At 68.6% G+C, this 23,916-nt stretch carries 28 protein-coding genes; 13 read left to right on the top strand and 15 right to left on the bottom strand.

The window, feature by feature from the left end; genetic code table 11:
* Nucleotides 1–5: 5 nt before the first annotated feature.
* From ACYVLQ_RS21415 to ACYVLQ_RS21405, 3 genes are all read right to left on the bottom strand, one after another.
* Nucleotides 6–437: a hypothetical protein gene (locus ACYVLQ_RS21415; RefSeq protein WP_460699293.1), complete on the bottom strand. Its 432-nt coding sequence runs from the start codon at nucleotides 435–437 to the stop codon at nucleotides 6–8.
* 289 nt (nucleotides 438–726) lie between these two features.
* Entirely contained in the window at nucleotides 727–1,350 is a 624-nt protein-coding gene (locus tag ACYVLQ_RS21410) for a hypothetical protein (protein ID WP_460699292.1), read from the bottom strand.
* Nucleotides 1,351–1,517: 167 nt separating this feature from the next.
* Entirely contained in the window at nucleotides 1,518–1,784 is a 267-nt protein-coding gene (locus tag ACYVLQ_RS21405) for a hypothetical protein (protein WP_460699291.1), read from the bottom strand.
* A gap of 173 nt (nucleotides 1,785–1,957) precedes the next feature.
* Between ACYVLQ_RS21405 and ACYVLQ_RS21400 the strand changes: the two genes are divergently transcribed.
* Both ACYVLQ_RS21400 and ACYVLQ_RS21395 read left to right on the top strand, forming a co-directional pair.
* Entirely contained in the window at nucleotides 1,958–2,893 is a 936-nt protein-coding gene (locus ACYVLQ_RS21400) for an alpha/beta hydrolase (RefSeq protein ID WP_460699290.1), read from the top strand.
* The gene (locus ACYVLQ_RS21395) at nucleotides 2,871–3,221 is read left to right on the top strand and encodes an ectoine synthase (RefSeq protein ID WP_460699289.1); all 351 of its coding nucleotides are present in this window, start codon (nucleotides 2,871–2,873) and stop codon (nucleotides 3,219–3,221) included. Before ACYVLQ_RS21400 ends, ACYVLQ_RS21395 begins: the two co-directional genes overlap by 23 nt.
* A gap of 43 nt (nucleotides 3,222–3,264) precedes the next feature.
* On the opposite strand, the gene ACYVLQ_RS21390 is transcribed toward ACYVLQ_RS21395, so the two are convergent.
* The gene (locus tag ACYVLQ_RS21390) at nucleotides 3,265–4,401 is read right to left on the bottom strand and encodes a helix-turn-helix transcriptional regulator (protein WP_460699288.1); all 1,137 of its coding nucleotides are present in this window, start codon (nucleotides 4,399–4,401) and stop codon (nucleotides 3,265–3,267) included.
* A gap of 209 nt (nucleotides 4,402–4,610) precedes the next feature.
* Between ACYVLQ_RS21390 and ACYVLQ_RS21385 the strand changes: the two genes are divergently transcribed.
* On the top strand, nucleotides 4,611–4,952 hold the full coding sequence (locus tag ACYVLQ_RS21385; protein ID WP_460699287.1) for a hypothetical protein: 342 nt from the start codon (nucleotides 4,611–4,613) through the stop codon (nucleotides 4,950–4,952).
* Between the two features lie 311 nt (nucleotides 4,953–5,263).
* Here the strand turns inward: ACYVLQ_RS21385 and ACYVLQ_RS21380 are convergent, their stop codons facing one another.
* The 3 genes from ACYVLQ_RS21380 to ACYVLQ_RS21370 are packed head-to-tail and all read right to left on the bottom strand — an operon-like array spanning nucleotide 5,264 to nucleotide 7,428.
* Nucleotides 5,264–5,908, bottom strand: a complete 645-nt coding sequence (locus ACYVLQ_RS21380) for a DUF4097 family beta strand repeat-containing protein (protein WP_460699286.1) — start codon at nucleotides 5,906–5,908, stop codon at nucleotides 5,264–5,266.
* Nucleotides 5,909–5,952: 44 nt separating this feature from the next.
* Nucleotides 5,953–7,161: a cytochrome P450 gene (locus tag ACYVLQ_RS21375; RefSeq protein WP_460699285.1), complete on the bottom strand. Its 1,209-nt coding sequence runs from the start codon at nucleotides 7,159–7,161 to the stop codon at nucleotides 5,953–5,955.
* 60 nt (nucleotides 7,162–7,221) lie between these two features.
* The gene (locus ACYVLQ_RS21370) at nucleotides 7,222–7,428 is read right to left on the bottom strand and encodes a ferredoxin (protein ID WP_460699284.1); all 207 of its coding nucleotides are present in this window, start codon (nucleotides 7,426–7,428) and stop codon (nucleotides 7,222–7,224) included.
* Between the two features lie 81 nt (nucleotides 7,429–7,509).
* Here ACYVLQ_RS21370 and ACYVLQ_RS21365 point away from each other — a divergent pair, with 81 nt between their 5' ends.
* Nucleotides 7,510–10,761, top strand: coding sequence for a BTAD domain-containing putative transcriptional regulator (locus ACYVLQ_RS21365; protein WP_460699283.1), 3,252 nt, complete (start codon nucleotides 7,510–7,512; stop codon nucleotides 10,759–10,761).
* Here the strand turns inward: ACYVLQ_RS21365 and ACYVLQ_RS21360 are convergent.
* Nucleotides 10,745–11,506: an ABC transporter permease gene (locus tag ACYVLQ_RS21360; protein WP_460699282.1), complete on the bottom strand. Its 762-nt coding sequence runs from the start codon at nucleotides 11,504–11,506 to the stop codon at nucleotides 10,745–10,747. The two genes, ACYVLQ_RS21365 and ACYVLQ_RS21360, sit on opposite strands and share 17 nt — an antisense overlap.
* The gene (locus ACYVLQ_RS21355) at nucleotides 11,503–12,447 is read right to left on the bottom strand and encodes an ATP-binding cassette domain-containing protein (RefSeq protein ID WP_460699281.1); all 945 of its coding nucleotides are present in this window, start codon (nucleotides 12,445–12,447) and stop codon (nucleotides 11,503–11,505) included. Before ACYVLQ_RS21355 ends, ACYVLQ_RS21360 begins: the two co-directional genes overlap by 4 nt.
* A gap of 152 nt (nucleotides 12,448–12,599) precedes the next feature.
* Here ACYVLQ_RS21355 and ACYVLQ_RS21350 point away from each other — a divergent pair, with 152 nt between their 5' ends.
* On the top strand, nucleotides 12,600–13,424 hold the full coding sequence (locus ACYVLQ_RS21350) for an alpha/beta fold hydrolase (protein WP_460699280.1): 825 nt from the start codon (nucleotides 12,600–12,602) through the stop codon (nucleotides 13,422–13,424).
* A 16-nt stretch (nucleotides 13,425–13,440) separates the two neighbouring features.
* Here the strand turns inward: ACYVLQ_RS21350 and ACYVLQ_RS21345 are convergent, their stop codons facing one another.
* Nucleotides 13,441–14,499, bottom strand: a complete 1,059-nt coding sequence (locus tag ACYVLQ_RS21345) for a fatty acid desaturase family protein (RefSeq protein ID WP_460699279.1) — start codon at nucleotides 14,497–14,499, stop codon at nucleotides 13,441–13,443.
* A 143-nt stretch (nucleotides 14,500–14,642) separates the two neighbouring features.
* Here ACYVLQ_RS21345 and ACYVLQ_RS21340 point away from each other — a divergent pair, with 143 nt between their 5' ends.
* Together ACYVLQ_RS21340 and ACYVLQ_RS21335 are read left to right on the top strand one after the other, a co-directional pair.
* Nucleotides 14,643–15,065 (top strand): MarR family winged helix-turn-helix transcriptional regulator, encoded by a 423-nt coding sequence (locus ACYVLQ_RS21340; protein WP_460699278.1) that lies wholly within the window; start codon nucleotides 14,643–14,645, stop codon nucleotides 15,063–15,065.
* A gap of 59 nt (nucleotides 15,066–15,124) precedes the next feature.
* Nucleotides 15,125–15,613, top strand: a complete 489-nt coding sequence (locus ACYVLQ_RS21335) for a DUF6790 family protein (RefSeq protein WP_460699588.1) — start codon at nucleotides 15,125–15,127, stop codon at nucleotides 15,611–15,613.
* Here ACYVLQ_RS21335 and ACYVLQ_RS21330 read toward each other — a convergent pair.
* Together ACYVLQ_RS21330 and ACYVLQ_RS21325 are read right to left on the bottom strand one after the other, a co-directional pair.
* The gene (locus tag ACYVLQ_RS21330) at nucleotides 15,525–16,784 is read right to left on the bottom strand and encodes an FAD-dependent monooxygenase (protein ID WP_460699277.1); all 1,260 of its coding nucleotides are present in this window, start codon (nucleotides 16,782–16,784) and stop codon (nucleotides 15,525–15,527) included. The two genes, ACYVLQ_RS21335 and ACYVLQ_RS21330, sit on opposite strands and share 89 nt — an antisense overlap.
* Before the next feature lie 210 nt (nucleotides 16,785–16,994).
* Nucleotides 16,995–17,663, bottom strand: a complete 669-nt coding sequence (locus ACYVLQ_RS21325; protein WP_460699276.1) for a M15 family metallopeptidase — start codon at nucleotides 17,661–17,663, stop codon at nucleotides 16,995–16,997.
* A gap of 152 nt (nucleotides 17,664–17,815) precedes the next feature.
* Between ACYVLQ_RS21325 and ACYVLQ_RS21320 the strand changes: the two genes are divergently transcribed.
* The 5 genes from ACYVLQ_RS21320 (at nucleotide 17,816) to ACYVLQ_RS21300 (ending at nucleotide 21,891) form a co-directional block, all read left to right on the top strand.
* Nucleotides 17,816–18,892: a sensor histidine kinase gene (locus ACYVLQ_RS21320; protein ID WP_460699275.1), complete on the top strand. Its 1,077-nt coding sequence runs from the start codon at nucleotides 17,816–17,818 to the stop codon at nucleotides 18,890–18,892.
* Between the two features lie 69 nt (nucleotides 18,893–18,961).
* Nucleotides 18,962–20,314: a DoxX family protein gene (locus ACYVLQ_RS21315; RefSeq protein WP_460699274.1), complete on the top strand. Its 1,353-nt coding sequence runs from the start codon at nucleotides 18,962–18,964 to the stop codon at nucleotides 20,312–20,314.
* Between the two features lie 81 nt (nucleotides 20,315–20,395).
* A complete protein-coding gene (locus tag ACYVLQ_RS21310) occupies nucleotides 20,396–20,539 on the top strand; it encodes a hypothetical protein (RefSeq protein WP_460699273.1) in 144 nt (47 codons plus the stop codon).
* Between the two features lie 120 nt (nucleotides 20,540–20,659).
* Entirely contained in the window at nucleotides 20,660–21,352 is a 693-nt protein-coding gene (locus ACYVLQ_RS21305; protein WP_460699272.1) for a PAS and ANTAR domain-containing protein, read from the top strand.
* Between the two features lie 71 nt (nucleotides 21,353–21,423).
* Complete coding sequence (locus ACYVLQ_RS21300) at nucleotides 21,424–21,891, top strand: CinA family protein (protein WP_460699271.1); 468 nt, start codon at nucleotides 21,424–21,426, stop codon at nucleotides 21,889–21,891.
* Here ACYVLQ_RS21300 and ACYVLQ_RS21295 read toward each other — a convergent pair.
* Genes ACYVLQ_RS21295 through ACYVLQ_RS21285 form a run of 3 tightly spaced genes read right to left on the bottom strand, consistent with a single transcriptional unit; the run spans nucleotide 21,882 to nucleotide 23,389 of the window.
* Nucleotides 21,882–22,493 carry a flavodoxin family protein gene (locus ACYVLQ_RS21295; protein ID WP_460699270.1) on the bottom strand — a complete coding sequence of 204 codons (612 nt, stop codon included), beginning with the start codon at nucleotides 22,491–22,493 and terminating at the stop codon, nucleotides 21,882–21,884. The two genes, ACYVLQ_RS21300 and ACYVLQ_RS21295, sit on opposite strands and share 10 nt — an antisense overlap.
* Nucleotides 22,494–22,542: 49 nt before the next feature.
* Nucleotides 22,543–22,755 carry a CDGSH iron-sulfur domain-containing protein gene (locus tag ACYVLQ_RS21290; protein WP_460699269.1) on the bottom strand — a complete coding sequence of 71 codons (213 nt, stop codon included), beginning with the start codon at nucleotides 22,753–22,755 and terminating at the stop codon, nucleotides 22,543–22,545.
* Entirely contained in the window at nucleotides 22,736–23,389 is a 654-nt protein-coding gene (locus ACYVLQ_RS21285) for a HemK2/MTQ2 family protein methyltransferase (RefSeq protein WP_460699268.1), read from the bottom strand. The genes ACYVLQ_RS21290 and ACYVLQ_RS21285 overlap by 20 nt, the downstream gene beginning before the upstream one ends.
* A gap of 206 nt (nucleotides 23,390–23,595) precedes the next feature.
* Between ACYVLQ_RS21285 and ACYVLQ_RS21280 the strand changes: the two genes are divergently transcribed.
* A complete protein-coding gene (locus ACYVLQ_RS21280; RefSeq protein ID WP_460699267.1) occupies nucleotides 23,596–23,898 on the top strand; it encodes a hypothetical protein in 303 nt (100 codons plus the stop codon).
* The last annotated feature ends 18 nt before the right edge of the window (nucleotides 23,899–23,916 follow it).

Below are 23,916 nucleotides of genomic sequence, written 5' to 3'. Positions count from 1 at the left end.
GCGGGCTACGGACGGCCCGGCGGGAGAATCCGGCGGACGAACGGTATCGAGTCGGCGAGGGACGGCCGCAGGGTGCCGCTGTGGTCGGCGGGGTAGGTGCGGAGGGTGACGGGCTGATCGTTCGCCCGTATCTGCGCCGCGACGGCGAGGGTTCCGGGTGCGGGAGACTGCGTGTCGAACCAGCCCTGCCCGATGAACACCGGCCGGTCGTAGCCGGTGACCGGGATCCCCATGTGCTCGCGCAACAGCCTGGGCGCATCGGGCAAGGCGGCCAACGGTTGTGCGAACATGTCCCCGAGAACGATCGGGGCCGCGGCGAATTCGTCGGCCAGCTCGGAATCGCACACCTGCTCGGAACGGTCCACCCAGTAACGGCCCGCGTCGGTCAGGTAGGCGTCGATATCCAACTGCGGGAAAGAAGTTCGCAGGCCGGACACCGAATACAGCGCGAGGGCCGTGGCATCCGCGGGGTGGCCTCCGGCGCGGGTGCGGTGATCGATACCAATTCCCCTGGGCCGCCGGATGTCTCGCCGGTGGCGGCCGGTGCGGTCGCCAGCGTTGCGAGCGCCGCGGTCAGCGCTGAGACGCAGAGCGCGGCGAGTGTTCGGGCGGGGATGAACGTCGGGGACACCCGAGAAGGGTAGCCGCGGCGCAGCCGCACGACGGCCCTCGAATGCCGTGACGGCGCCCGACCGGAAGGGCCGGGCGCCGCCACTGTCGGGGGTATCAGTTGTAGACGGCGCCGAAGGACGGAACCGAGATGGTGCCGAGTTGATATTGGAAACCATCGGGATTCGCATCGCTCACCGGCACCGACCAGCGGTGCCACAGCGTGCCGTAGACCGCTGCCACGACCGGGCCGGGGCCGGGATCCAGGACCGCGGTGCGGATGGTGGTATCCACGGGGACGTCGTTGTGCTCGATGAGCAGATTGGTTCCGCTGCGGAAGTTGGCGAGATTGATCCACACCACCTCGAGCTTCGCACCGGCCTGATTCGGCGCGATGGTGCCGGGGCCGCCGAAGAACCCGAACCGGAATCCGTCCAGGCCCAGCGCGATTCCCGAACCGTAGACGCCGGGGCCGCCGCCGCGGCCGATATCGGACTGCGCCGGAATCTGGAACGGCTGCGCGGGCAGGGCCACGTCGACGGCGCCCGGCGCCGACGCGATCAATCGGTCCACCGCCTGCTCGGCGGCCGGGTTACCGGCGGCCGCCGTCCGCAGGTGCTGTACGGCGCTCGTGAACTCGAGCGCCGGATCCGCGGCGGCGGGAGCACTCGCCAGACCGGCCACGACCAGCCCGGCGGCGGCCGTCACGGCCAAACGGTGGATGAAGCGGGATCTACGCATAATCGAATCTCCTCGGATTGTGCTGTACCGCATGAATATCGGCATGCCACACCCGGCATACCCGATTCACGCATACAAGCACTTCTCGATCCCCGAAGATCGGTGACCCGCCGGAAACCGGCCGGATTTCGGCGGGTCACCGACCAATGGTGCACAGCTGTGCACCGTTATCCGTGCCGTACTCGGCGGCGCCGATCCGACCGTGCGCGCAGGGCGCCCAGGGCCAGCGCCACGATCTCCCGATTCAGGTCGTGCAACTCCCCTTCGACATCCGCCGCCGCCCGGCACGCCGAGCGGTTCGCCCGCCGGAGGCGAATCGCCGTGGCCGCCTTCACCTCACGGGCGAATTCCGAGGCCCAGCCCGCCTCCTCGGTCATCGCCCGCGAGCAGCGACGCGCCAGATCCGACCAGACCTCGGTCCCCTGTCGACTCATCTTCACGCTCCAGTCGATCTCTAATAGTGCACGACTGTTCACTGACTGTGGAGAGCGTATCCGTACTTCCGGCCACAGGCAATGGTCGGCGGACGGGGCATCGGCGGGGCGATGATTGCGCAGCGGTCGAGCGGGTAGCCGAAGATCGTGGCCGCCGCAGGGAAGGAGGGGCTATGCCGTCATGGCGTGCGAGGGCGGTGATCGCGCGGATGCGGTGGCAGCGGAACAAGCGGTTCTACGCCGAGCCCGCCGTCATGCGTAAGCGATTACCGGAACATCAAGCGCCCGAACGCTCCCGTCCGCCCCGGCGCGTGACCGACTCGTACCAGGTCAGCCGCCGGGTGATCGACGATCACGACGTCTACACCCTCACCCCCGCGGGCGGACCCGCGTCGCCGTGGCACATCTTCCACATGCACGGCGGCGGTTTCGTCGAGGCGCCCGAGGCGCACCACTGGCGCTTCGCGGCCAGAATGATCGACCGGCTCGGGTGCACCTACTCCATGCCCATGTATCCGCTGGCGCCCGAGTACGACCACCGGTCCACCATCCCCATGATCGAGAAGGCGTACGCCGAGGTCATGGCGGATGCCGCGGCTCGGAACCGGATCGTGTTCGGGGACTCGGCCGGTGGCACCCTCGCGCTCACCCTGGCCCGCCACCTGCGCGAGCGGGGTCAGCCGCAACCCGCGGCCCTCGCGCTGTTCTCCCCGTGGATCGATCTGGCCACCGACGACCCGCTCTCGCTGACCCTCGACGACCGCGACCCGGAGCTCGGCGTAGCGGGCCTGAAACAGGCGGGCCGGTGGTACGCGGGCGAGCGCGCGCTCGACGATCCGGAGGTCAGCCCGGCCTTCGCCGACCTCTCCGGGCTCGCCCCGGTCGTCGTCTTCATCGGCCACCGCGACATCCTGCTGCCGGACGCCCGCCGCATCAAGGAACTCGGTGATCTCGCGGGCGTGCCCGTCGATCTGCGCGAATATCCCGGCATGCCGCACAACTGGATCATGAAGAACATTCCCGAGGCCCGCCGGGCCGTCGACGAACTGCTGGACTTCCTGCACACCGTGGAGAAGGGAGCCGACCATGATCGTCAGAACCACCGCTGACATCACCGGAACCGACCGCCAGGTGGACACCGACACCTGGACCTCGAAGCGAATCATCCTCTCCGACGACCAGGTCGGATTCTCCTACCACGAGACAACGGTCGCGCCCGGCACCGAGACCCCGCTGCACTACCCGGATTACGTCGAGGCCGTCTGGCTGATCGAAGGCACCGGCACCCTGCTCGACCGCGACAACGATGTCACCTACCCCCTGGCTCCGGGCACCATGTATCTCCTGGACAAGCACGAACGCCACACCATCATCGCCGACACCCAACTACGCATGTACTGCGTGTTCTATCCCGCCGTACCGCCCGGAAGCGACTGAGCGGGTTCGATATCCGCACCGGCCGCTGTGGGCGTATCCCGGGCTACGTCACGCCGTTGCGTTCCGGCCCCGCGATCTCCTCCATCAGCATCCGGAGTGTCAGCGAGTGCTTCTCAGGCGGTAGGGCGTCGAGTGCGGCGCGGGCCAGCCTCACCCCTTGTTCACGGTCTCCGGCACGAACCAGCATGAGGCCGCGGTGCATCTCTAGATGGGTCGCGAATCGAGGCAATTCAGGCGGGAGGTCGTGACCGGCGTCGACCTGCGCCTGTACTGCGATCTTCTCGTCACCGATGCGCGCCGCTAGAAGGCTCAGGAAGACGTTCACGCGCCACCAGGGCACTGCGTAGTCCGATGTTTGTTCCTCGCTGTAGGACACGTCGAACTCGCGTCGCCCGGTGTCGATCAGCTGTCGCGCCGTCGTGACATCATCCTGGATCGCTGTCGCGTGCGCCTTTCCCCAGATCGCGTTCAAACGCCCGAGGCTGTGCCGGTCGCTGATGGCTAGAGCTTGATCGGCGAACCGGTGCGCCACAGGTAGCGAAGCGCCTTCGTAGCCGAGCGCTATAGCCGCTCGGCCCCGCACCCACACCCGTACGTTCGCGTCGTCGGATCGGTCGGCCGCCTCGGCGGCCATTCGGTACCAGGAAATCGCCTTGTTTCCATCGCTACCCGGATACGTCTTGGCGAACAGGGTCATCAGCCGTGCCGCTACGGCCCACATGCGTGGCGAGTCCAACTGCTGTTGCAGCACAACCAGATCAGCGGCGAGGCGTTGCTGTATCTGCGCCGCTCCTTGGCTCATGTAATCCGTGCCGTACTGGGCTAGTTTTCCCTCCCACGCCTCCACGCTGGGGCCGGTCGAATGCAGTCGCGTCGAAAACCCTTGCGACAGAAGATCGGACGCCACGACCGGCGCTACCGACGTAGCGGCAAGGTGCGATAAGAATTCGCGACGGTTCACATCCGCCTCCAACAGCTCCGGCGGGCAATCCAGCACCGTCGCAAGATGACTCGGCCAGAACCAAGACGGCTCGGTCTTGCCCGATTCCCAATGCCGCGAGATGTATTCGCGGGTCATGTTGCACCCCGACACCTTGGACAGCTCGCCGGCCAGCTTGCCCTGACTCCAACCCTTAGCAACACGCAACTGTCTGATCAGTGTTCCCGTGGTCACCGACATGCCACCAAGCCTGCCACCAACCACGCCCCCGCCGCGCTCATGTGCGCACGATGCCACCCCAATGCCACTAGCGCCGCCACGGGGCTCGATGGAGGGCGGAGTGCACTCCAGATGCCACTGTCATGCCACTCATGCCACGCCCTCCGAACCGGAACGCTGATGTGTATCGTCGACGTCGAAACCATCACACCCCGAATGAGTTTCGCCCGTTGGACGATGTTCCCCTGTCAGGTCGGACAGCCATGAACACCGCCACTGTCTGGTTGGTCCTCATCGCCGTCGTCGTGATCTTCGGCGGGGTGGTCAAAGTACTGCTACGCGACGACTTTGACGACGAGACCGACGATTTCGGCGAGGCGCCCACGAACACACGAGAGATCGTGACCTACACGCACACCGCGCCGGGCCGGCCCTTCACCGTGCCGCAGGCCCACCGCGCCATGCAACAGCACCGGACCTGCCGCCGGGAAGACTGCCCACGCAAACGCGCCGCCTACCAGGCCCTGGTGGATGCTCGCCACATCCGACCGGACTCCGGGCGCGCGTACTGACCCCACAAGAGGTAGGCGCCAAGGCTGTCGAAAAGGGTGGGCTCGATCCGCGAGCAGGTCAACTACCGCTGCCGGAGAAGTTCGCGGATGCGGTCCAATCGATTCAGCTGACCTTCTCCGACGACAGCGTTGCTCTTCTCCAATGGCCCGAGTTTGTTCGTCGCCGTTGGTATTCCGACCGAATACAACGACGCGTGTGCGTCTCCCGCCGAGAGGTTCGGATGAGGCGTACCCCCGATCGCGACGGCGGGATGAACGGCCCGATCATGGCCCATGAGGATCGCGGCGGCCCGGGAACGGGCCGTGGTGTGTTAGACGGTGGTGGTGTGGTGGATGATGATGTTGCCGTAGGCGTTTCGTGCGTGGACGTGCACGGTCTCGCCGCTATTCTGTGTGCGGGCGACGGGGCCCATTCGGTTTTGTACGGTGCCGTAGGTTGCGTTGGTTTCCAGCCGGGCCGCGCTGCTCGGGGCGATACCGACCTCGAGTTCGCCCATCATTGTTTCCAGGAGCAGGTTGCCGCGGGTGGCCTCGCCGATGCGGATGTCGCCCTTGGCGACCTTCGCGGTGACCGAGTCCAGTGGGCGTTCGAGGATGATGTCTCCGGCGGAGACCTCCAGGTCGCACTCGCCCAGTGCGCCCGTGCCCAGCAGTCTGCCGACAGCGGTGGTGGCTTTCAGCCGGGAGCCCGTGGGGACCTCGATGGTTACCTCGATCGTCGGATTGCCGCCGAACGGGGTGTGGGTCCGCCAGTCCTTCGTCGTTCGTACGGTCAGGGCGCCGTCGCGGAAATGCACGCGAGTCTGCTCGGCGGCGCGTACGTCGCCCTTCTTGGACGCGTCGGCCGGACGGACGTCGACGACGGTGTCGCCGCGGTCGGAGGCGATGACGGTGACGGTGCCGGACAGCACCTCGACGCTGAGGGCGATCGGCTCCGGGGTGGTGAACGTGGACATGGCTTGTGCTCCTTGCGATTCGGGTTGATTTGCTACCGGAACGGTTACGCCCAGGTGACCGGAAGTTCGTGGACGCCATAGATATTCATGTCTGTCCGGAGCTTCACCTCGTCGGCGGGCACAGCGAGCCGCAGCGTCGGGAACCGGCGCACCAGACCGGCGAATCCGGCGCGCATCTCGATGCGGGCCAACTGCTGTCCGAGGCACTGGTGGATGCCGTGGCCGAAGGAGACGAGGCCGCGCGCCCGACGATGGATGTCCAGGGCGTCGGGCTCGTGGAAGCGGCGCGGGTCGTGGTTGGCGGCCAGCAGCGAGACGACCACGGTCGAACCCTTGCCGATCGTCTCCCCGCCGAGTTCGATGTCCTCCGTCGCGTAACGGTAGAAGATGTCGGCGACCGAGAGATAGCGCAGGAGTTCCTCGACGGCCTCGGGGACCAGCTCCGCGTCGGCGCGCAGCTCGGCGAGCTGCTCGGGGTTCTCCAGGAGCGCGAAGGCGCCCAGTCCCAGCATGTTCGCGGTGGTCTCGTGACCCGCGAGTAGCAGCAGGAACGCGATGCCGGTCAGCTCCTCGACGCTCAGGTCCTCGTCGCGGGCCAGGTCGGACAGGATGTCCTCGCCGGGTTCGGCGCGCTTGCTCACGACCAGTCCGGCCAGGTAGGTGGTCATCGCGCCGTAGGCGCCCATCTTCTCCTCCAGCGACTGCTCCCGGACCAGGAACTTGGCGGAGTTGACCTGGAAGGTGGCCCGGTCCTCGTACGGGACGCCCAGCAGTTCGCAGATCACCAGCGACGGCACCGGCAGCGCGAACTCGGTGACCAGATCGACCGGCGGGGCCAGCCGCGCCATCTCGTCCAGCCGCCGCTCGGTGATCTCGACGATGTGCTCCTCGAGCTGCTTCATGCGCTTGACCGTGAAGGCGCCGATGAGCTTGCGCCGCAACCGGGTGTGGTCCGGCGGGTCCATGGCGACGAACAGGCCCGGGATCTGCGGGGACGGCTCGGTCTGCACGGGCATGTCCGGGTTGTCCTCCACCGAGTGGACGATCCCGATGTCCTGGCGGGAGCTGAACCGGGTATCGGCCATCAGCTTGCGGACCTCGTCGTAGCCGGTGACCAGCCAGCCCTCGTGGCCGTCGGGGAAGATCAGGGGACTGACCGGTCGGGCGTCGCGCAGGCGGCTGATCTCGGCTGGAGGATTGAAGGGACCCGCGGTGCGTTCGACGGGCAGGCCGTGGGGGACGGGAGCAGTCATCGGATTCTCCTGTTCGAATAGTGGGGATAAGGGGTCCGGCCCACCGGCCGGAATAGGGTTCTAGGCCTTCGAGACGAGGTTGATCGCGTCGGACGGGCATAGGAGGACGGCCTCGCGGACTGCCGCATCCCGGTCGGACGCGGGCGTGGAGTCCAGCAACAGCACCCGGCCGTCCTCGTCGCTCTGATCGAATACTTCGGGTGCGGTCATGACGCACATCCCGGAGCCGATGCAGCGCTCACGGTCCACTCGGATCTCCCTGTTCATGCGAGTACTGTCGCCAACCCCGCTGATACCGCCCTGATACGCACCTGACACCAGCGGACGGCGCTGCGGCAGAATGGGTCGGTGCAGATCGGAATGCTTGGACCGCTCGACATCCGAGCAGAGGACGGGGGAGCGATCGAGGTGCCGGGAGTCCGGCTGCGGGCGCTGCTGGTCGCGCTCGCGCTCGAACCCGGGCGCAGGGTCCCGAAAACGACCCTGGTCGACTGGATCTGGGGTGAGAAGCCGCCGTCCGATGCGGCGAATGCCCTGCAGGCCTTGGTATCCCGGCTGCGGCGGCTGCTGCCCGACGGTTCGCTCGACGGCCAGGCGGGCGGCTACCGGCTGACGGTGGCGCCCGGCGCCGTCGACGCCGTGCGGTTCGAACAGCTCCTCGAGCAGGCCCGCGGCGGGGGCGACGCGCACCGGGCCGCGCTGCTGCGCGAGGCGCTCGACCTCTGGCGCGGTACGCCCATGCAGGACGTCGGCGTGCAGGACAGCGAGGCCTTCGACGCGGTGATCACCCGCCTCGAGGGCCTGCGCGCGGCCGCGACGGAGGATCGGTACGAATCGGAGATCCGTTTCGGCCGGGGCGCGGAGCTGGTTTCCGAGCTGACCGAGCTGGTGGCCCGGGACCCGTTGCGGGAACGGCTCGTCGCGGCGCTGATGCGCGCGCTCGGCGCGGCGGGCCGCGGGAACGAGGCGCTGGTCGTGTACGAGCGGGCGCGCGAAGCACTCGCCGACGAGCTGGGTGCGGACCCCTCGCCCGAGCTGTCCGAACTGCACGTCGCACTGCTGCGCGGCGAGGTGGGTGCGCGCAAGGAAGACCGCCGCACGAACCTGCGCGCCGAACTGACCAGCTTCGTCGGCAAGCGCGCCGATATCGCGGTGGTGCGTGAACTCATCGCCGCCCATCGGCTGACCACGCTGACCGGGCCGGGCGGGTCCGGGAAGACCCGGCTGGCCCTGGAAACCGCGCGCACCATGCTCGACGACCTGTCGGACGGGGCCTGGCTGGTGGAACTGGCCGCGGTCGGCGCGCACGGAGATCTCGCCCAGTCGGCGCTAGCCGCGCTCGGCCTCCGGGACGCGCTGCTCGGCGGATCGCCCGATGCGGAACCGATCGACCGGTTGATCGCGGCCATCCGCGACCGCGAGACGCTGGTCATCCTGGACAACTGCGAGCACGTGATCGAGTCCGCGGCGGCCTTCGCGCACCGGCTGCTGGGCGAATGCCGGGGGCTGCGGATCCTCGCCACCAGCCGCGAACCGCTCGGCATCACCGGCGAGGCGCTATGGCAGGTCGCGCCGCTCGCGCTGCCCGCCGCGACCGCCGACCCCGCCGAGATCGCGGCCGCACCGGCCGTCGCGCTGTTCCGGGACCGCGCCGGTGCGGTGCGCAAGGATCTCGGCGCCGATCCCCGCGCACTGGCGACCATGGCCCGCGTGTGCCGGGCGCTCGACGGGATTCCGCTGGCGATCGAACTGGCCGCGGCCCGGCTGCGCACCATGTCCCTCGAACAGCTCGCCGACCGCCTCGACGACCGGTTCCGCCTGCTGACCGGCGGCAGCCGCACCGCCATCCCGCAGCACCGGACGCTGCGGGCGGTCGTCGACTGGAGCTGGGAACTGCTCACCGACGCCGAACGCATGGTGCTGCGCAGGCTCGCGGTTTTCTCCGGCGGCGCGAGTCTGGAAGCGGCAGAACGGGTTTGCGCGGCAGCGGGTAACGGCCCCCAGGGACCGGGGGGCGGGGCCAGTGCGGGCGGCAGTCCGATCACGGGTGGGCCGAACACCGCGAGTGGGCCGGGAGAGCCTGGGGGAGAGGGCAATACGTCGGTCGAGCAGTGGGAGGTGCTCGAGCTGCTGACCGCGCTGACCGAGAAATCGCTGTTGCTCGCCGTCGACGACGGTACCGCGCCGCGTTATCGGATGCTCGACACGATCAGGCAGTACGCCAGGGACCGGCTCGCGGAGTCAGGGGAGGCGGAACTCGCACGCCGAGCGCATCTTTCGTATTTCACCGATCTCGCCGCGACCGCGGAACCGCACCTGCGCCGCGCCGAGCAGGTGCGGTGGCTTGCCACGCTCGGCGCCGAGCACGACAACATCGCCGCGGCGATGCGCGGCGCGATCGCGGCGGCCGAGGCGGCCGAGGCGATGCGGCTGGCGGGCGCCGCCGGGTGGTACTGGTGGCTCGGCGGGCACAAGGCGGAGGGCCTGGAGCTGATCACCGCGGCCGCCGAACTGCCCGGCGAGGTGGAGGACGAGACCCGGGCCACCGTGTACGCGCTGGTGGTGCACTTCCTGTCCTCCGGCCCGAACGACGCCAACCAGCTGCAGGGCTGGATCCGCAAGGCATCCCGCTTCGACCGGCACAGCGCGGCCCGGCACCCGACGATGGGCCTGATCGGCGCGCTGGAACGCCTGCTGGAGGGCCCGGACGCGATGCTGACCGCATTCGAACCACAGCTCACCGACGACGACCCCTGGGTGCGCGCCCTGGCCCGCCTGCAGATGGGCCGGATGCGGATCGTGGTCGGCCGGGACGGACAGGCGGCGGACGAATATCTCGAGTCGGCGCTCACCGAATTCCGTGCCCTCGGCGAGCGCTGGGGGATGTCGTTCGCGCTGACCGAACTGGCGGATCGACTTGCCGGGCGCGGCGAATTCGCCGCCGCCTGTGAGCTTTTCGACCAGGCGATCACGGTGGTCACCGCAGTCGGCACGCTCGAGGACGTCGCTCGGATTCGATCGCGGCAGGCGCAGCTGTACCGGCTGCTGGACGACCCGGAGTCGAGCGCCGCCGCTCTGGCCGAGGCGGAGCATTACGCGGGTCGGGCCGCCTGGCCCAGCGCCCTGGCCATGCTGGCCCTGGAGAAGGCGGAGCTGGCCCGCTGGAGCGGCGACACCGAGCGGGTGTATCGCCAAATCGATACCGCGACAACAATATTGGGCGACGATTCCGAGCTGGCGAACGTCCGTGCGCAGGTCCGGGGTCTGCTCGGCTACGTCGCGGACGATCTCGACGAGGCCCGCGAGCACCACGCCGCGGCCTTCCGGGCGGCCACCGAGGCGGGTTTCGCACCCCTCACGGCCCGGGTCCTCGTCGGGATCGCGGACCTGGCGCTGCGCGCCGAGCAGGACCGGCAGGCCGTGCGGCTGCTCGCGGCGTCCACCGAGGTCCGCGGGCTGCCCGATCGTTCCCTGCCGGACTGGGCGCGGATCGAGCGGACAGCACGCCATCGCCTCGGCGAAGCGAGCTTCACCGAGGCGATGGCGGAGGGTGCGAAGGCGGATCCACACGAGCTGGTCGCGGCTACGCTCGCTTGTTGAACGTGGCGCGGGACCACAGATAGCCGACGAGGGCGAACCCGGCGCACCAGGCGAGCGCCGCCGCGGTGTAGCCGCCCGAGGGCTGGCCGCCGAGAAACCCGCGCAGCGACTCGATGATCGGCGTGAAGGGCTGGTACTGCGCGAACTGCCGCACACCCTGCCCCATCTTGTCCGCCGGGACGACCGCGCTGCTCAGGAAGGGCAGCATGATCAGCGGCACCACGGCCATGCCCGCGGACTCCGGGGTCTTCGCCGCCATACCCGCCGCGACCGTGAGCCACGCCGCCGCGAACGAGGTCGCGGCCATGACGCCGATCGCGCCCAGCCAGTCGAGCGCGGTCGCGGACGGCCGGAACCCCAGCGCGAAGGCCACGCCGATGACGGCCGCGACGGCCACCGCGTTGGTGACGATGGTGGCCGCGACGTGTCCGGTCAGCACGGCTCCGCGGGAGACGTCCATGACCTTGAACCGGTTGATGATGCCCTTCGCCATATCGGAACTCACCGAGACCGCGGTGCCCGACAACCCGTAGCTGACGGCCAGCAGCAGCATGCCCGGTGTCGCGTAGTCGATGTAGTCCGCGCCGACATCGAAGGCGCTGCCGAAGACGTACACGAAGATCAGCATCATCACGACCGGCATCAGGGCGGCGTTGAAGAGGGTGACCGGAGTCCGGACGGTGTGTTTGAAGTTGCGCCGCAACATGATCGACGAATCGGCCAGGGACGCTGTGATGGTGCTCATTTTTCGACAACCTCCGTGGTCGAGTGTCCGGTCAGGGAAAGGAAAACGTCATCGAGATCGGGGGTGTGGACCGAGACCTCCTCGGCCTCGAGCGAGCATTCGGCGAGCCGATCCAGCAGGTGGCGAAGGAATTTCGTGCCGCCGTTGCCGGGCACGCGCAGCGCCAGGGCCTCGTCGTCGCGGGTGGCGCCGGGCAGCATCCGCTGTGCCGCATCCAGTTCCGCGCCGGTGGTGAATCGGAGCCGGACGTGGCTGCCCGGCACGCGGCGCTTGAGCTCCTCGGGAGTGCCCTCGGCGACGATGCGGCCCTGGTCCAGCACCGCGATGCGATCGGCCAGTTGGTCGGCTTCCTCGAGGTACTGGGTGGTGAGGAAGATCGTCACGCCGCCCGCGGTCAGGTCCCGCACGATCTCCCACATCGTGCGGCGGCTGCGCGGATCGAGTCCGGTGGTCGGTTCGTCCAGGAATACGATGTCCGGCTTGGTGACCAGCGTCATCGCCAGGTCCAGCTTCCGGCGCATGCCGCCGGAGTAGGTCGCGGCCCGCTTGTGCGCCGACTCCGCCAGATCGAATCGTTCCAGCAGTTCGGTGACCACGCGCTTGCTGTCGCCGCCGCGCAGCCGGTGCAGGTCCGCCATCAGCTGGAGGTTCTCTTCCCCGGTCAGCAGTTCGTCCACCGCCGCGAACTGACCGGTGACGCCGATCGCCGCGCGCACCGCCTTGGTTTCGGTCGCGATATCGTGCCCGGCGACGCGTGCCGTGCCGCCGTCGGCCCGCAGCAGCGTGGTCAGCACGTTGACCGTCGTGGTCTTGCCCGCCCCGTTCGGGCCGAGGAGGGAGAAGATCGAACCGGCGCCGATATTCAGGTCGATGCCGTCGAGGACCATCTTGTCCCCGTACGTCTTTCGCAGCCCGGAGGCCGCAATTGCTGTGCTGTTCATGGCAGTACTGTCGCGGGCCCGGCTGATACGGCCCTGATGCCGACCTGATACGACCGCTGACAGAGCCCGACGCCGGAGTGTGGCAGAAAATTGATGGAACATGTCCTTTCGGCCACTTGGCCGGTGGGCGGGGCCTTGGACACAGTGGTCTCATGACTGGAACCACGGAGACGGGCGTGCGGAGGACCACGGTCGAGGTCGACGGCCACCCGGCCAGCTACCTGACCGCGGGACGGGGCGGCCCGCCGGTGCTGCTGCTGCACGGGACGTACTGGAGCCGGGTGTGGCAACCGGTGCTGGGTCGTCTGGCGGCGGCGGGGTTGCGGCCCGTCGCGGTCGACCTCCCCGGGCTGGGCCGATCGGGAGGGGAGCTCACAGTGGAGACGGCCACCGTCCCCGCCCTGGCCGAGTGGGTGGTGCGATTCGCCGCCGCGCTGCCGATCTGCGGGCCGATCGCCGTGGCGGCGCACGATATCGGCGGGGCCGTCGCCCAGCACCTGCTCGCCCATGAGCTGCTGGGGATCTCACGGCTGGCCCTGGTCAACTCGGTGTCCTACGACTCCTGGCCCGCACCGCACGTGGCGCGTTTCCGGGACAGCTCCGCCGCCGACGACATTCTCACCGCCCGGCGGCAGGCGGTGACGTCCGCGCTCGCCGGCGCCGCCACCGAGTCGCTGATCGCCGAGTACGTGGACCCGTGGACCGATGCGCGGGTCCGCCGCTCCTGGCTGGCGCTGGCGAGCGCCGCCGACAGCCGCTACACGCTGGACCTGGTTCCCGCGCTGCGGCGGTCGATGACGCCCAAGCTGCTGATCTGGGGCGAGGACGACAGCTTCGAGCGGGTGGAGTACGCCGAGAAGTTCGCGCGCGAGATCCCGCACACCACGCTCGTCCGCATCCCGGAGGCGGACCACATTCCGACGGAGAACGCCCCCGGCCGAATCGCCGACGCCCTCGTCGGCTTCTTCGTGGGGTGAGAGCCGGCCGGTCTGCTCACCCGACGTGCTGTTCACCGCGCAGGGGTGCGCCGACGCGGTGCAGGTGTTGCAGCGCCTCGCGGTACGAGGCGAGCAGTCCCGTCTCGTGGTACGGGACGCCGATCTCGGCGCAGTAGTCGCGGACGATCGCCTGGGCGGCACGGAGATTCGGCGTGGGCATGCTCGGGAACAGATGGTGCTCGATCTGATAGTTGAGCCCGCCGAGGGCGATGTCGATCAGCACGCCGCCCCGCACATTACGAGAGGTCAGCACCTGTCGGCGGAGGTAGTCCGGGCGGTCGTCGCCGGTCAGGGTCGGCATGCCCTTGTGATTCGGCGCGAAGATGCAGCCCATGTACAGGCCGAACAGTGCCTGATGGACGACGAGGAAAGCACAGGCCTTGTCGGCGGGCAGGATCGCGAACAGGGCCGCGAGATAGGCGGCGAAGTGGCCGAAGAGCAGCGCGCCCTCCAGCGCGCGGTGTTTGACGGACCGCTTCGTGAGCGCGCGGACGCCCGACACGTGCAGGTTCAGGCCCTCCAGCAGCAACATGGGGAAGAACAGGAACGCCTGCGCCTTCCCGATCAGCCGAGGCAGGCCACGACCGGCCCGCGCCTGCCGCCGCGACCACACCAGAATGTCCGGCGCGACATCGGGGTCGAGCTCCTCGTGGTTCGGATTGGCGTGATGCCGGGTGTGCTTGTCCTGCCACCACCCGTATGCCAGCCCGATCCCGGCGTTGCCGACGACCCGGCCCACGATCTCGGTCGGCCGCCGGAGCCGGAAGACCTGCCGATGCGCGACATCGTGCATGACCAGGGCGACCTGAGCGCACGTCACGGCCATGACCGCCGCCACCAGGAGCGTCCACCACGAGTCCCCGACGACGAAGAACGCCACCCAGCCACCCACGAACGCCGACCCGACGAGGCTGAGCCGCACCGCGTAGTAGAAGGGCCGCCGCTCCATCAGCCCAGCCCCGGAGATCCGGCGCAGCAGTCGGGCGTAATCACCCTCGGCCCCCCGCCGCGACGATCGTGCAACTGACTCTGGAACCAAGGCCGATGTCGTCATGGACCGAAGCTACCGGCCGATTTCTCGTTGAATGTAATCCCTTGGTATGACAAGGAATAGGGCCGCGGTGTGATATGTGGCCGCCCGGCCGAAAGGGTTGCGCGGCTAATATTAACCGGTCAAGACACTGGTATTCTCGCGCCGTGGATGACGGACTCGGCGACCTGCTGCATCGCGTGGTATTCCTGCTCGGAGAGGCCACGCGGCGACGCGTGGACGACTCCGGCGGGCTGAGTTACAGCCAGATACGGCTGTTGGGGACGCTGGAGGATATCCAGCCGGTGACTCAGCATCAGCTGGCACAGGCGCTGTCGGTATCCGATCCGGCCGTCAGCCGGGCCCTGCGCCCGCTGGAGGCGGCCGGATTCGTGCGGGTCGACCCCGACCCCGCGCACGGGCGGCGCCGACTGGTCGGCACCACCGAGGCGGGCCGCGCCGCCTTCCATTCCAGCGGAAAACCGCTCCACGACGAACTGCGCGACGCCCTGGTCGAAGCGGGCTTCCCGTACGAGCGCTACCTGCGCGACACCGCGCTGCTGGCCAAGCTTCTCGAACCGTCCCGGTAACCCCTGGAGAGTCTTGATGAGTTAATATTAACCATGAAAGACTCATTGGTGTGAACGAGATGCCCTACGCCGCCCAATCCGCCTTTCCGCTGGTCTGGATACTGATCGCGTTCCTCACCGCCCCCGGCGCCATGGCCACCGCGATCGGCTTCACCCCGTCCCCGTTCCAGTTCGAGATCGCCTTCGCCAACCTCGGGCTCGCCGTGATGGGCTTCCGCGCCGCCTCGTCCTCGGCCACCGCCCGCGAGCGCGTCACTATCGGCCTCGGCGCCGGAATATTCCTGTGGGGTGCGCTGATCGGCCACGTCTACCAATGGTTCGCCCACGGCGACCACGCTCCCGGTAACACCGGCGGAGTTCTGGTCTGCGACCTGCTCTTTCCCTCGGTTATGATCATCCTGGCCCGGCGCGAGCAGCGACTGCCCGCCATCGAACGGCGCGACCCGGCCGATGCGCCGCCTACGGCCCGGTCGTGGAGTCGACCAGCGGTGCGGCCGGGGCTCCGGAATCCGGTACCGCCGCGTAGTCGGGCAGCTCCACGCCGTTGATCGCGCGCTCGATCAGCTCGGCGAACCACTCTCCGGTGAAGTCGGGGCTCGGCTCGGCGTCCGGCCCGGGGATGTCGCGAGTGCGGGCATTCAATCGGGCGATCTCCTGGTTGGCCTCGGCGAACGAGCGCATCCGCGCCTCGTAGCGGGCGAACCCGGTCGTCGGATCCCACCCGGCGACAGCCAGTTCCCCGGCCAGCACGTAGGCGCCGACCAGGGCCAGGCCGGTGCCCTGGCCCGACATGGGAGAAGAGCTGAACGCCGCGTCGCCGAGCAGCCCCACCCGGCCGGTCGACCAGCGATCCATCACGACCTGGGCGACCTGGTCGAGGTAGAAGTCCGGGGTGTCGTCCAGATGGGCGAGGATCCCCTCGGTCAACCAGCCGAAGCCGTCCATCCGCTCGCGGAGCAGGCGTTTCTGGGCCGCGACGTCGCGGTGGTCGACATCGAACTCGGCGGAGGCGAAGTAGAACATGGACATCGCGCGGGTGGCGTCCCGGATGGGTCGCAACAGCGCCGAGCGCCCGGACTCCCGGTCCTGACACTCGAGTAGCCACTCGTCCAGGCCGAACTCGTTGGGCACGCTGTAGAAGGCGAGCACGTGCCCGAGGTGATGGACGAACTGCTCGTGCGGCCCGAAAACCATGGCGCGCAAGGCCGAATGCAGTCCGTCCGCTCCGATCACCAGCTCGAAGCGCCGCCGCGCACCGCCCGCGAAGACCACGTCGACCCCGTCCGGGTCCTGGGCGAGTTCGGCGATCCGGTCGCCGAAGATGTATTCGACATCGTCGCGAGTGTCGTCGTAGAGGATCCGCGACAGGTCGCCGCGCAGGATCTCGATCTCCGCGATGTACCCGTCGCCGCCGTCGTCGTCCACGCGGTATGTCTCCAGCACGTTCCCGTCACCGTCCACCGTGTGTGCGCCGATGGTCCGGGTGCGGGCCGCGCGCACCGCCGGATCCAGGCCCATTCGCCGGATGACCTCCTTGGTCAGCCCGCGCGCGTCCACCGCCTGCCCACCGGGACGCAGTTCCGGAGCCCGCTCCACCACGGTCACCTCGGCCCCTCGCCGGTGCAGCCAGTGGGCCAGCGCGGGCCCCGCGATACTCGCCCCCGCCACCGACACCCTGGGCGCGCCCGTTCGCTCGTGCGTGGGGTTGTCGACGCTCATCGTTGCCTCCGTGTGTTTGCTCCCGCTGGAACGGTCCAGGCACAGGCCACCGCAGTCGGTGTACTCAGCGGTATCGACGTCGGATCCACACGAAATTCATCGGTGCCGCGCATCGATGGTCAAATATGTTCTGCTGTCGGGGATTCCAACAGCTCGGAGACGTCGGTGCGGAACTGCATGGCGTGGTAGGGCCATTGGCCATCCATCCCACTATTCCCACATCACCGGGGCCGACGCCACCGCCCAGTGGTCCGGAGCGTCGCCGGGCACACGGTCTGCCGACTCGGGCACGGTCGCGTTCCGCTGCGATGGTCGCTGTCGCATTCTCGGGTCGTGCGTCGGGTCGTCGTACATGAGGGGGCACCCGGAGTCGATCGCCTCGGGGCGAAATTCGAAGTGCCAGGGCTCGTTTCGGTAGATTCGGCACAGGCCGTATCGCGCGCCGTATTCGTCCAGCCAGGCGGCCGCGTCGGTGCGCCCGATGTCGACCGCCTGCCCGGCCACATGGGCGGAGGTCTCGGCGGTGGCGACCCAGCGAGCGGCTTCGCGTTCCGAGCCGTATTCGGACACAGCCTTCCGAAGCAGCTGGTTCTGATACTCCGGGGACCGCCAGCCGCTGTTGACGTAGAACTCGACGCCCTCGGCGTCGGCATCCGCCGCCGCCTCGCGCAGGGCCCCGAGCAACTCGGGGTCGAGGTTGGCGACGCCGGGATACCGGTCGTCGAACACCGATACGCCGCTCGGGAGGGAGCCTTCGGCCGTCGCGCCACGGTGCTGGAAGAGAATTCCCGCGATCGCCGCCGTCACGACGGCCAGGCCGAGGGCGGCGAAGCCGAGCCGGCGGCGGTTCCTGGTTCGTACTGTCGAATATCTGTTCACGCTGCCAGTCAAGGCGCCGTCGTGTTGCCGGGGCGTAGGTGATTTTCGGTACGTCGGCGATATGTACGAGTTTCTAGCATCGAGAGCATGCGCGTATTGATCATCGGGGACGAGCCCCACCTGGCGGCGGACACGTGAACAGAGCCCCGGGTTTGAGCGTTCGCCTCAAACTCACCCTCAGCTACGCCGCGTTCATCGTGATCGTCGGTATGGCGCTGTTCGTCGCCGTATGCGTCTTCTACCTGCAATTCATACCCGCCGACGCGATCAATGCGACCGGCAGCCTCTGGATCGATAAGCGCGCGCTGCTGCGCGGCTTCGCTCCGTTCATGGTCATCGTGCTGATCCTGCTGCTGGTGGTCGGGCTCGCCGGGGGCTGGTTGCTGGCCGGTTGGATGCTCGCGCCGCTGGCGAGCATCACGGCCGCCACCCGCGCGGCCGCGGACGGATCGCTGGCCCACCGGATCCGGCTGCCGGGGCGCCAGGACGAGCTGCGCGAACTCGCCGACGCCTTCGACACGATGCTCGCACGGCTCGAAGCACACAGCGCCGAACAGCGGAGATTCGCGGCCAACGCCTCGCACGAACTGCGCACTCCGCTCGCGATCACGCAGACGCTGCTCGATGTGGCCCACAACGACCCGAACCGCGACACCCGGGAACTGCTCGCCCTCCTTTCCGCCGTCAACACCCGGGCGATCAACCTGACCGAGGCACTGCTCCTGCTGAGCCGCGCCGACGGGCGGTCCTTCAGCCGGGAACCCGTCGACGTGTCGCTGCTGGCGGAGGAAGCCACCGAGACGCTGCTTCCGCTCGCGGAGAAGCGGGGCGTCCGCCTCGAGGCCTCCGGCGAGGTCGCCATCGCCGTGGGTTCACACGCGCTCCTGCTGCAACTGGTGACGAACCTCGTGCACAACGCGATCGTCCACAATCTGCCCGCAGACGGAGCCGCGTGGATCACGACCGTCGCGCGGTCCGACATGGTGGTGCTCACCGTCGAGAACACTGGCGAGAAGCTCGGTCCCGCTGTTGTTTCCACGCTCACCGAGCCGTTTCAGCGCGGGACCGAACGCGTTCACGGCGACCACGCGGGTGTCGGCCTCGGCCTGGCGATCGCCAACAGCATCACCCGCGCGCACGGCGGGGCGCTGGGTCTCACCCCGAGGCCCGGCGGCGGGCTGCGGGTTACCGCGCAACTGCCCGCCGCGACGCTGCGAACCGGCGGATGACGCGCATATCGGCGGCATATCGAAAACCGCATACACGTCGGCAACGGGCCGCCGCCTTGACTTGTGGGCATGAGCCCCGATCGATCGGCAACGGCAGTCGAGACCCTTGTTGCACAACGTAACTGGCATCCGTCGACGCGAATCGCGTTCCGCTTCTGCACGATCTATTTCGGCCTGTTCTGTCTGCTCGTTCCCTTTATCCCGTTCGCGCTGCTGGGCCTGCTCGGACGCTGGGTGCGCAAGCACAGCGGGCCGTGGTTCTTCACCCTGACCGATCCGGTAACCGGTTGGGTGGGCAGCACGTTCTTCGGGACCGACGCTGTGCTGCACGAGGATTCGGGAGCCGGAGACCAGACGGCGATGTGGGTGCTGGTGCTCGTGATCCTGGTCGTGGCGGTCGTGGCGACCGCGGTGTGGACGTTCCTCGACCGTCGGACCGCGCATCCTCGACTGCTGGCATGGTGCACGCTGCTTCTGCGGCTGTGCCTGGGCGGGCAGATGCTGTCGTTCGGATTCGCCAAGCTGATTCCCACCCAGATGCCGGGCCCGACGCTGGCGCAGCTGCTGCAGCCGTACGGCGAGCTGAGCCCGGCCTCGGTGCTGTGGCTACAGGTCGGCAGCTCGTATCCCTACGAGATGGCCCTCGGCGCGGTGGAAGTCGTGGCCGGGCTGCTGCTGTTCATACCCCGGACCGCGGTGCTGGGCGCCGTGGTCAGCCTGGCGGGTACCGCCCAAATCCTGTTGATGAACATGACGTTCGATATCCCGGAAAAGCTGCTCGCCGCGCATCTGCTGCTGATCAGCCTGGTCCTGCTGGCCCCGTACCTGCCGCGACTGGCCGATGTCTTCTTGCGGCAACGCGCGTGTGCGCCGCTGACGCCGCCCGCGCTGTTCGCCGACGCTCGGAAGAACCGCGTCGCGCTCTGGTGTCAGATCGCGCTGTGCCTCTCGGTCGCGCTGGGCGACGGGTACGACCGCTGGGTGATCTGGCAGGACCAGTACGGCGCCGCGAGCCCCAAGTCGGAGTTGTACGGTATCTGGGACGTTCGTGACTTCACCCTCGACGGTCAGCCCGTGCCGCCGCTGACGACCGACGAGAACCGTTGGCAGCGAATCGTTTTCGACGATCCGGAGGACGCGACCTATCAGCGGATGAACGGTGAACTCGTGCGAGCGCGAGCCGTCTTCCTCCCCGGCGGGCAGCTGGAGCTCACCACGGTCGATGCGAACCGCCGGGCAGCTGGGGATGGGCCACCCTTTGCTCGACTGTCCGCCGAGCGCCCCGCCCCCGACCGGCTGGCGCTGCGCGGCACCCTGCACGATCGCGCGGTGGTGATCACCCTGGACCGCCTGGACCTCGACAGCTTCACCCTCCGCAACCGCGGGTTCCACTGGGTGCAGGACTACCCGTACTTCCGCTGACCGAGGCGGTCGTCTGCGGGTTTCGATCTTGGGTGACGGGACATCCGCAGTACGTAAGCCGTATAGAAAGGGGTGGTATTCGTGGCATTCCAGGACATCGTCGCCCAGCTCCGTCAGGACATCACAACCGCCGAGGACGCGGGTGACGACGCGGCAGCCGCCCGGCTGCGCAAGGAGCTGGACAAGGCATCGGCCGCCGCCGACGAGGCAGGAGACGAGCAGTAGCCGCCGCTACCTCGATATGAGGTAGCGCGACTCCGACGAACAGGAGGGCTGGGGATCGACACCGCCGGTCGGCCGTGAGCCGACGTAGCGGTCGGCGAGGTCGGGCGCAATACTGGGCTGGTGATCGAAGACGCTGGCGGAGCCCCCGCGTCCCACGGCTCGGTCGAGCGCGTGGCCGCGGGTCGGCTGCAGCGGATCGGGGAATTCCGGTTCTGGTTCGCCGATCAGCGCTGGGTCTGGTCCGACGAGGTGGCGGCTCTGCACGGCTACGCGCCGGGGGAGGTCGAACCGACCACCGAGTTGCTGCTGTCGCACAAACACCCCGACGACCGCGCCGGGGTCGAGGCAACACTGACAACGGCGGTCGAGACCGGTGAACCGTTCTGCAGCCGCCATCGCATCGTCGATACCACCGGCCTGGTCAGGGACGTGCTCGTGGTCGGCGGGCGGCTCCTCGACGACGCGGGCGCCACCGTCGGCACGCTCGGGTACTACATCGATCTCACCGAGGCCTTCGACGACAACCGCCGCGAGACCCTCGACGAGACGTTGCCGGAACTCATCGAGGCCCGTGCGGTCATCGAGCAAGCCAAAGGTGTGCTGATGTTCGTCTACGACATCAGTGCCGGGCAGGCGTTCGGGGTACTGCGCTGGCGTTCCCAGGAAACCAACACCAAGCTGCGGGACCTGGCGACCTGGCTGGTTCACGATATGAATTGCGTCGCGGGCGGTCCGACAGCCCAGCAGCGCACCCGGTTCGACCATCTGCTGCTCACCGTTCACGACCGTGATCGGGGCCCGGACGAAAGATAGTCGCGCCCGACCCGACGCGCTCGGGACTCGACGGTTCCGGTAGTCGTGACGAGATCGGGTACGCGCTGGATATGGAACACCTGGCGCGAAGCAGCGACTTGGCCGAGTGCGTCGGCCGGTCGGGCCTGACCGTGGCGGTAGCCGAATCCTTGACCGCGGGACGGATCGCGGCGGCGCTGGGAGCAGCGTCCGGGGCGAGTGACTGGTTTCGGGGCGGCGTGGTGGCCTATGCCACCGAGGTCAAGCGCCGGGTGCTGGGCATGCCGGAATGCTCGCCGGTGTGCGCCGAAGCGGCCGCGACGATGGCGCGGGGAGTGCGATCGCTGATGCGGGCGGATATCGCCGTGGCCGTCACCGGGGTGGGCGGTCCCGGGAGCCAGGACGGCGAACCTCCCGGCCACGTATGGTTCGCCGTCGCGACGGACGCCGGTACCCGCACGGAGCATCGCCGATTCGCGGGTACGCCGGGTGAGGTGGTGGACCGAACCGCACTGCAGGCGCTGGAATTGCTATGCCTCGGCGCGGCTCGTCAGCTGTAGGGAGGGTACAGGTCGGAGCGCAGCAGCCGGGCCGCGTGGACCGCGTTGCGGACCAGGGCGCTGTTGGTGGATTTCACGGCGGAGGGGATTTCGTTCAGATCCAGATAGTCGGTGCCGCTCATGGCCTCCCCGTTCCAATAGGTGGCGCCTTGGGCCGGGATCGTGAAGCCCATGTCGTTGAGCCCCTGGAAGAGGTCGGCGATGACTTTGTGGGCGCCGTCCTCGTTGCCGACCACCGCCGCGGCGCCGACCTTGCCCAGTGTTCGAGGGCGGCCCTGATCGTCGGTGTCGGACAGTTCGGCGTCGAGCCGCTCCAGGACGCGCTGGGCGATGGACGACATGTGACCGACCCAGGTCGGGGTGGCGACCAGGAGTATGTCGGCCTCGAGAATGCGGCGGCGGAGCTGCGGCCACTCGTCGCCGTTCCCCTCGTCGGCCGTGATGCCGGGGTGCACGGCGTAATCGACGACGCGTGCCGATTCGGCTGTCACTCCGTGTGCGCGGAATTCGTCGAGCAGTTGGTCGGCGATCAGGACGCTGCTGGATTGCTGCGGAGACTGTTTCAACGTGCACACCAGTGCGAAAGCGGTGAGCGTTGCCATCGTGGTCCTTCCTTCCGTCGCGCGGTTCGGCGCGGTCGGCCTCGCGGTGTCATCGGCGGTCGTCGGTCCGGCGCCGTCGACGGTGGCTGGTGTCGCACAGCGGGTAGATCCGCGAGCGGCGGCAGGTGCATACGGCGACCAGGAAGCGGTCGCAGCGGATCGTGGTGCCGTCGGCGGTGACCAGTTCCACGGGACCCTCGATCAATGCCGGGCCGTTCTCGGTCAGGGTGACGCGGCGATACTTAGCGTGTTCGGTCGGCACGGATGACCACCAGCTCTTCGTGTCGTTGGCCGGGCTCGATCAGCCCGGCCGATTCCAGCCAGGACGCGCGGTCCCTGAGCACCGGGCCGAAACCGGTCGTCTCCCGGGCCACGATCGCGGCCTTCAGGCCGCAGGCACGCAGCCGGTGCAGCGTCTGGTCCGGGCCACTGAGTGCGGAGTGCACGATCAGTGCCGTTCCGCGCCGGGTCAGCAGGTTCGGCAGCGTACGGCAGAGGGGATCGAGCACCGACCGGCCGGTCGGGCCCGCCTCCCAGGCTCGGGTCGGGCCATCGGACGGCACGGGGCTGGGACCGGGCACGTAGGGCGGGTTGGCCAGCACCGCATCGAAGCGGCGGCGCGCGAGTACGCGCGTGAACTCGCCGTGCAGCAGTTCGATCCGCACGCCGCGCAGGCGGCTGTTGAGCCACGCCGACAGCAGGGCCAGCCGTGAGACATCGACAGCGGTGACGTGTTGCGCGCCGGTCCGGAGCGCGTGCAATGCGACGGCACCGGTCCCTGTGCACACGTCCAGGACGCGTCCGCCGCTCGGCAGGGCGGCGGCTGTGATTGCCCGCATCAGCAGAGCGGTATCGGCTTGCGGTCTGTACACGCCGGGTGCGCGAAGAACGATCATGTTCGGCGGATACCCGGATCGGCTTGGTTAATCCGCCGCGCGGTACGCCGGTTTGGACCGTGGATGGCGGGTATGCGCGTGGTGAAGGGTCGCGGTCGGCGCCGCTGCCATGGGGTCTCGACGCCGTGGGCGCGGGTAGGTGTGCCGCCGCGGTCGTAGACGGCGAACGGAGGCGCGAGATGCCGCAGGATGCGGGGAGATTGTCTGTGATACAGCGGCCCGTCCAGGAACCGGTACGTTTCCCGGACCAGGCGCGCACGACGCGCGGTCACGCGGGCGAAGGCCTGGAAGACGGCTACAACATGCCGGGAATCGTGCTGTGCGCGTTGGCCATCGTCGCGTTGGCCTCGACCTTGACCGCGGCCGGGTACGGCTTCACCGGGCGGACGATCGCCGCGGCGGTGGCCACCGCGGTATGCGGGATCGCCGGTGTGGCTTGGCTTGCGGTGGAACATCGGCGGATCAAGGCGAAGGAGGGCCTGGCCCTGACCGACCAGCAGGGCCATTGAAGCGAACGAGCCGGGAGG

This window comes from Nocardia thraciensis (assembly GCF_054782435.1).
The sequence above is the reverse complement of the archived record's forward strand: the minus strand, read 5'-3'. Positions and strand labels throughout refer to the sequence as shown.

Bases quoted from the DNA above. Each gene is read 5' to 3' on its own strand.
- ACYVLQ_RS21410 (WP_460699292.1), bottom strand. From the start codon at position 1,350: ATGCGTAGATCCCGCTTCATCCACCGTTTGGCCGTGACGGCCGCCGCC.
- ACYVLQ_RS21405 (WP_460699291.1), bottom strand. From the start codon at position 1,784: ATGAGTCGACAGGGGACCGAGGTCTGGTCGGATCTGGCGCGTCGCTGC.
- ACYVLQ_RS21400 (WP_460699290.1), top strand. From the start codon at position 1,958: ATGCCGTCATGGCGTGCGAGGGCGGTGATCGCGCGGATGCGGTGGCAG.
- ACYVLQ_RS21395 (WP_460699289.1), top strand. From the start codon at position 2,871: ATGATCGTCAGAACCACCGCTGACATCACCGGAACCGACCGCCAGGTG.
- ACYVLQ_RS21390 (WP_460699288.1), bottom strand. From the start codon at position 4,401: ATGTCGGTGACCACGGGAACACTGATCAGACAGTTGCGTGTTGCTAAG.
- ACYVLQ_RS21380 (WP_460699286.1), bottom strand. From the start codon at position 5,908: ATGTCCACGTTCACCACCCCGGAGCCGATCGCCCTCAGCGTCGAGGTG.
- ACYVLQ_RS21375 (WP_460699285.1), bottom strand. From the start codon at position 7,161: ATGACTGCTCCCGTCCCCCACGGCCTGCCCGTCGAACGCACCGCGGGT.
- ACYVLQ_RS21370 (WP_460699284.1), bottom strand. From the start codon at position 7,428: ATGAACAGGGAGATCCGAGTGGACCGTGAGCGCTGCATCGGCTCCGGG.
- ACYVLQ_RS21360 (WP_460699282.1), bottom strand. From the start codon at position 11,506: ATGAGCACCATCACAGCGTCCCTGGCCGATTCGTCGATCATGTTGCGG.
- ACYVLQ_RS21355 (WP_460699281.1), bottom strand. From the start codon at position 12,447: ATGAACAGCACAGCAATTGCGGCCTCCGGGCTGCGAAAGACGTACGGG.
- ACYVLQ_RS21350 (WP_460699280.1), top strand. From the start codon at position 12,600: ATGACTGGAACCACGGAGACGGGCGTGCGGAGGACCACGGTCGAGGTC.
- ACYVLQ_RS21345 (WP_460699279.1), bottom strand. From the start codon at position 14,499: ATGACGACATCGGCCTTGGTTCCAGAGTCAGTTGCACGATCGTCGCGG.
- ACYVLQ_RS21335 (WP_460699588.1), top strand. From the start codon at position 15,125: ATGCCCTACGCCGCCCAATCCGCCTTTCCGCTGGTCTGGATACTGATC.
- ACYVLQ_RS21330 (WP_460699277.1), bottom strand. From the start codon at position 16,784: ATGAGCGTCGACAACCCCACGCACGAGCGAACGGGCGCGCCCAGGGTG.
- ACYVLQ_RS21315 (WP_460699274.1), top strand. From the start codon at position 18,962: ATGAGCCCCGATCGATCGGCAACGGCAGTCGAGACCCTTGTTGCACAA.
- ACYVLQ_RS21300 (WP_460699271.1), top strand. From the start codon at position 21,424: ATGGAACACCTGGCGCGAAGCAGCGACTTGGCCGAGTGCGTCGGCCGG.
- ACYVLQ_RS21295 (WP_460699270.1), bottom strand. From the start codon at position 22,493: ATGGCAACGCTCACCGCTTTCGCACTGGTGTGCACGTTGAAACAGTCT.
- ACYVLQ_RS21285 (WP_460699268.1), bottom strand. From the start codon at position 23,389: ATGATCGTTCTTCGCGCACCCGGCGTGTACAGACCGCAAGCCGATACC.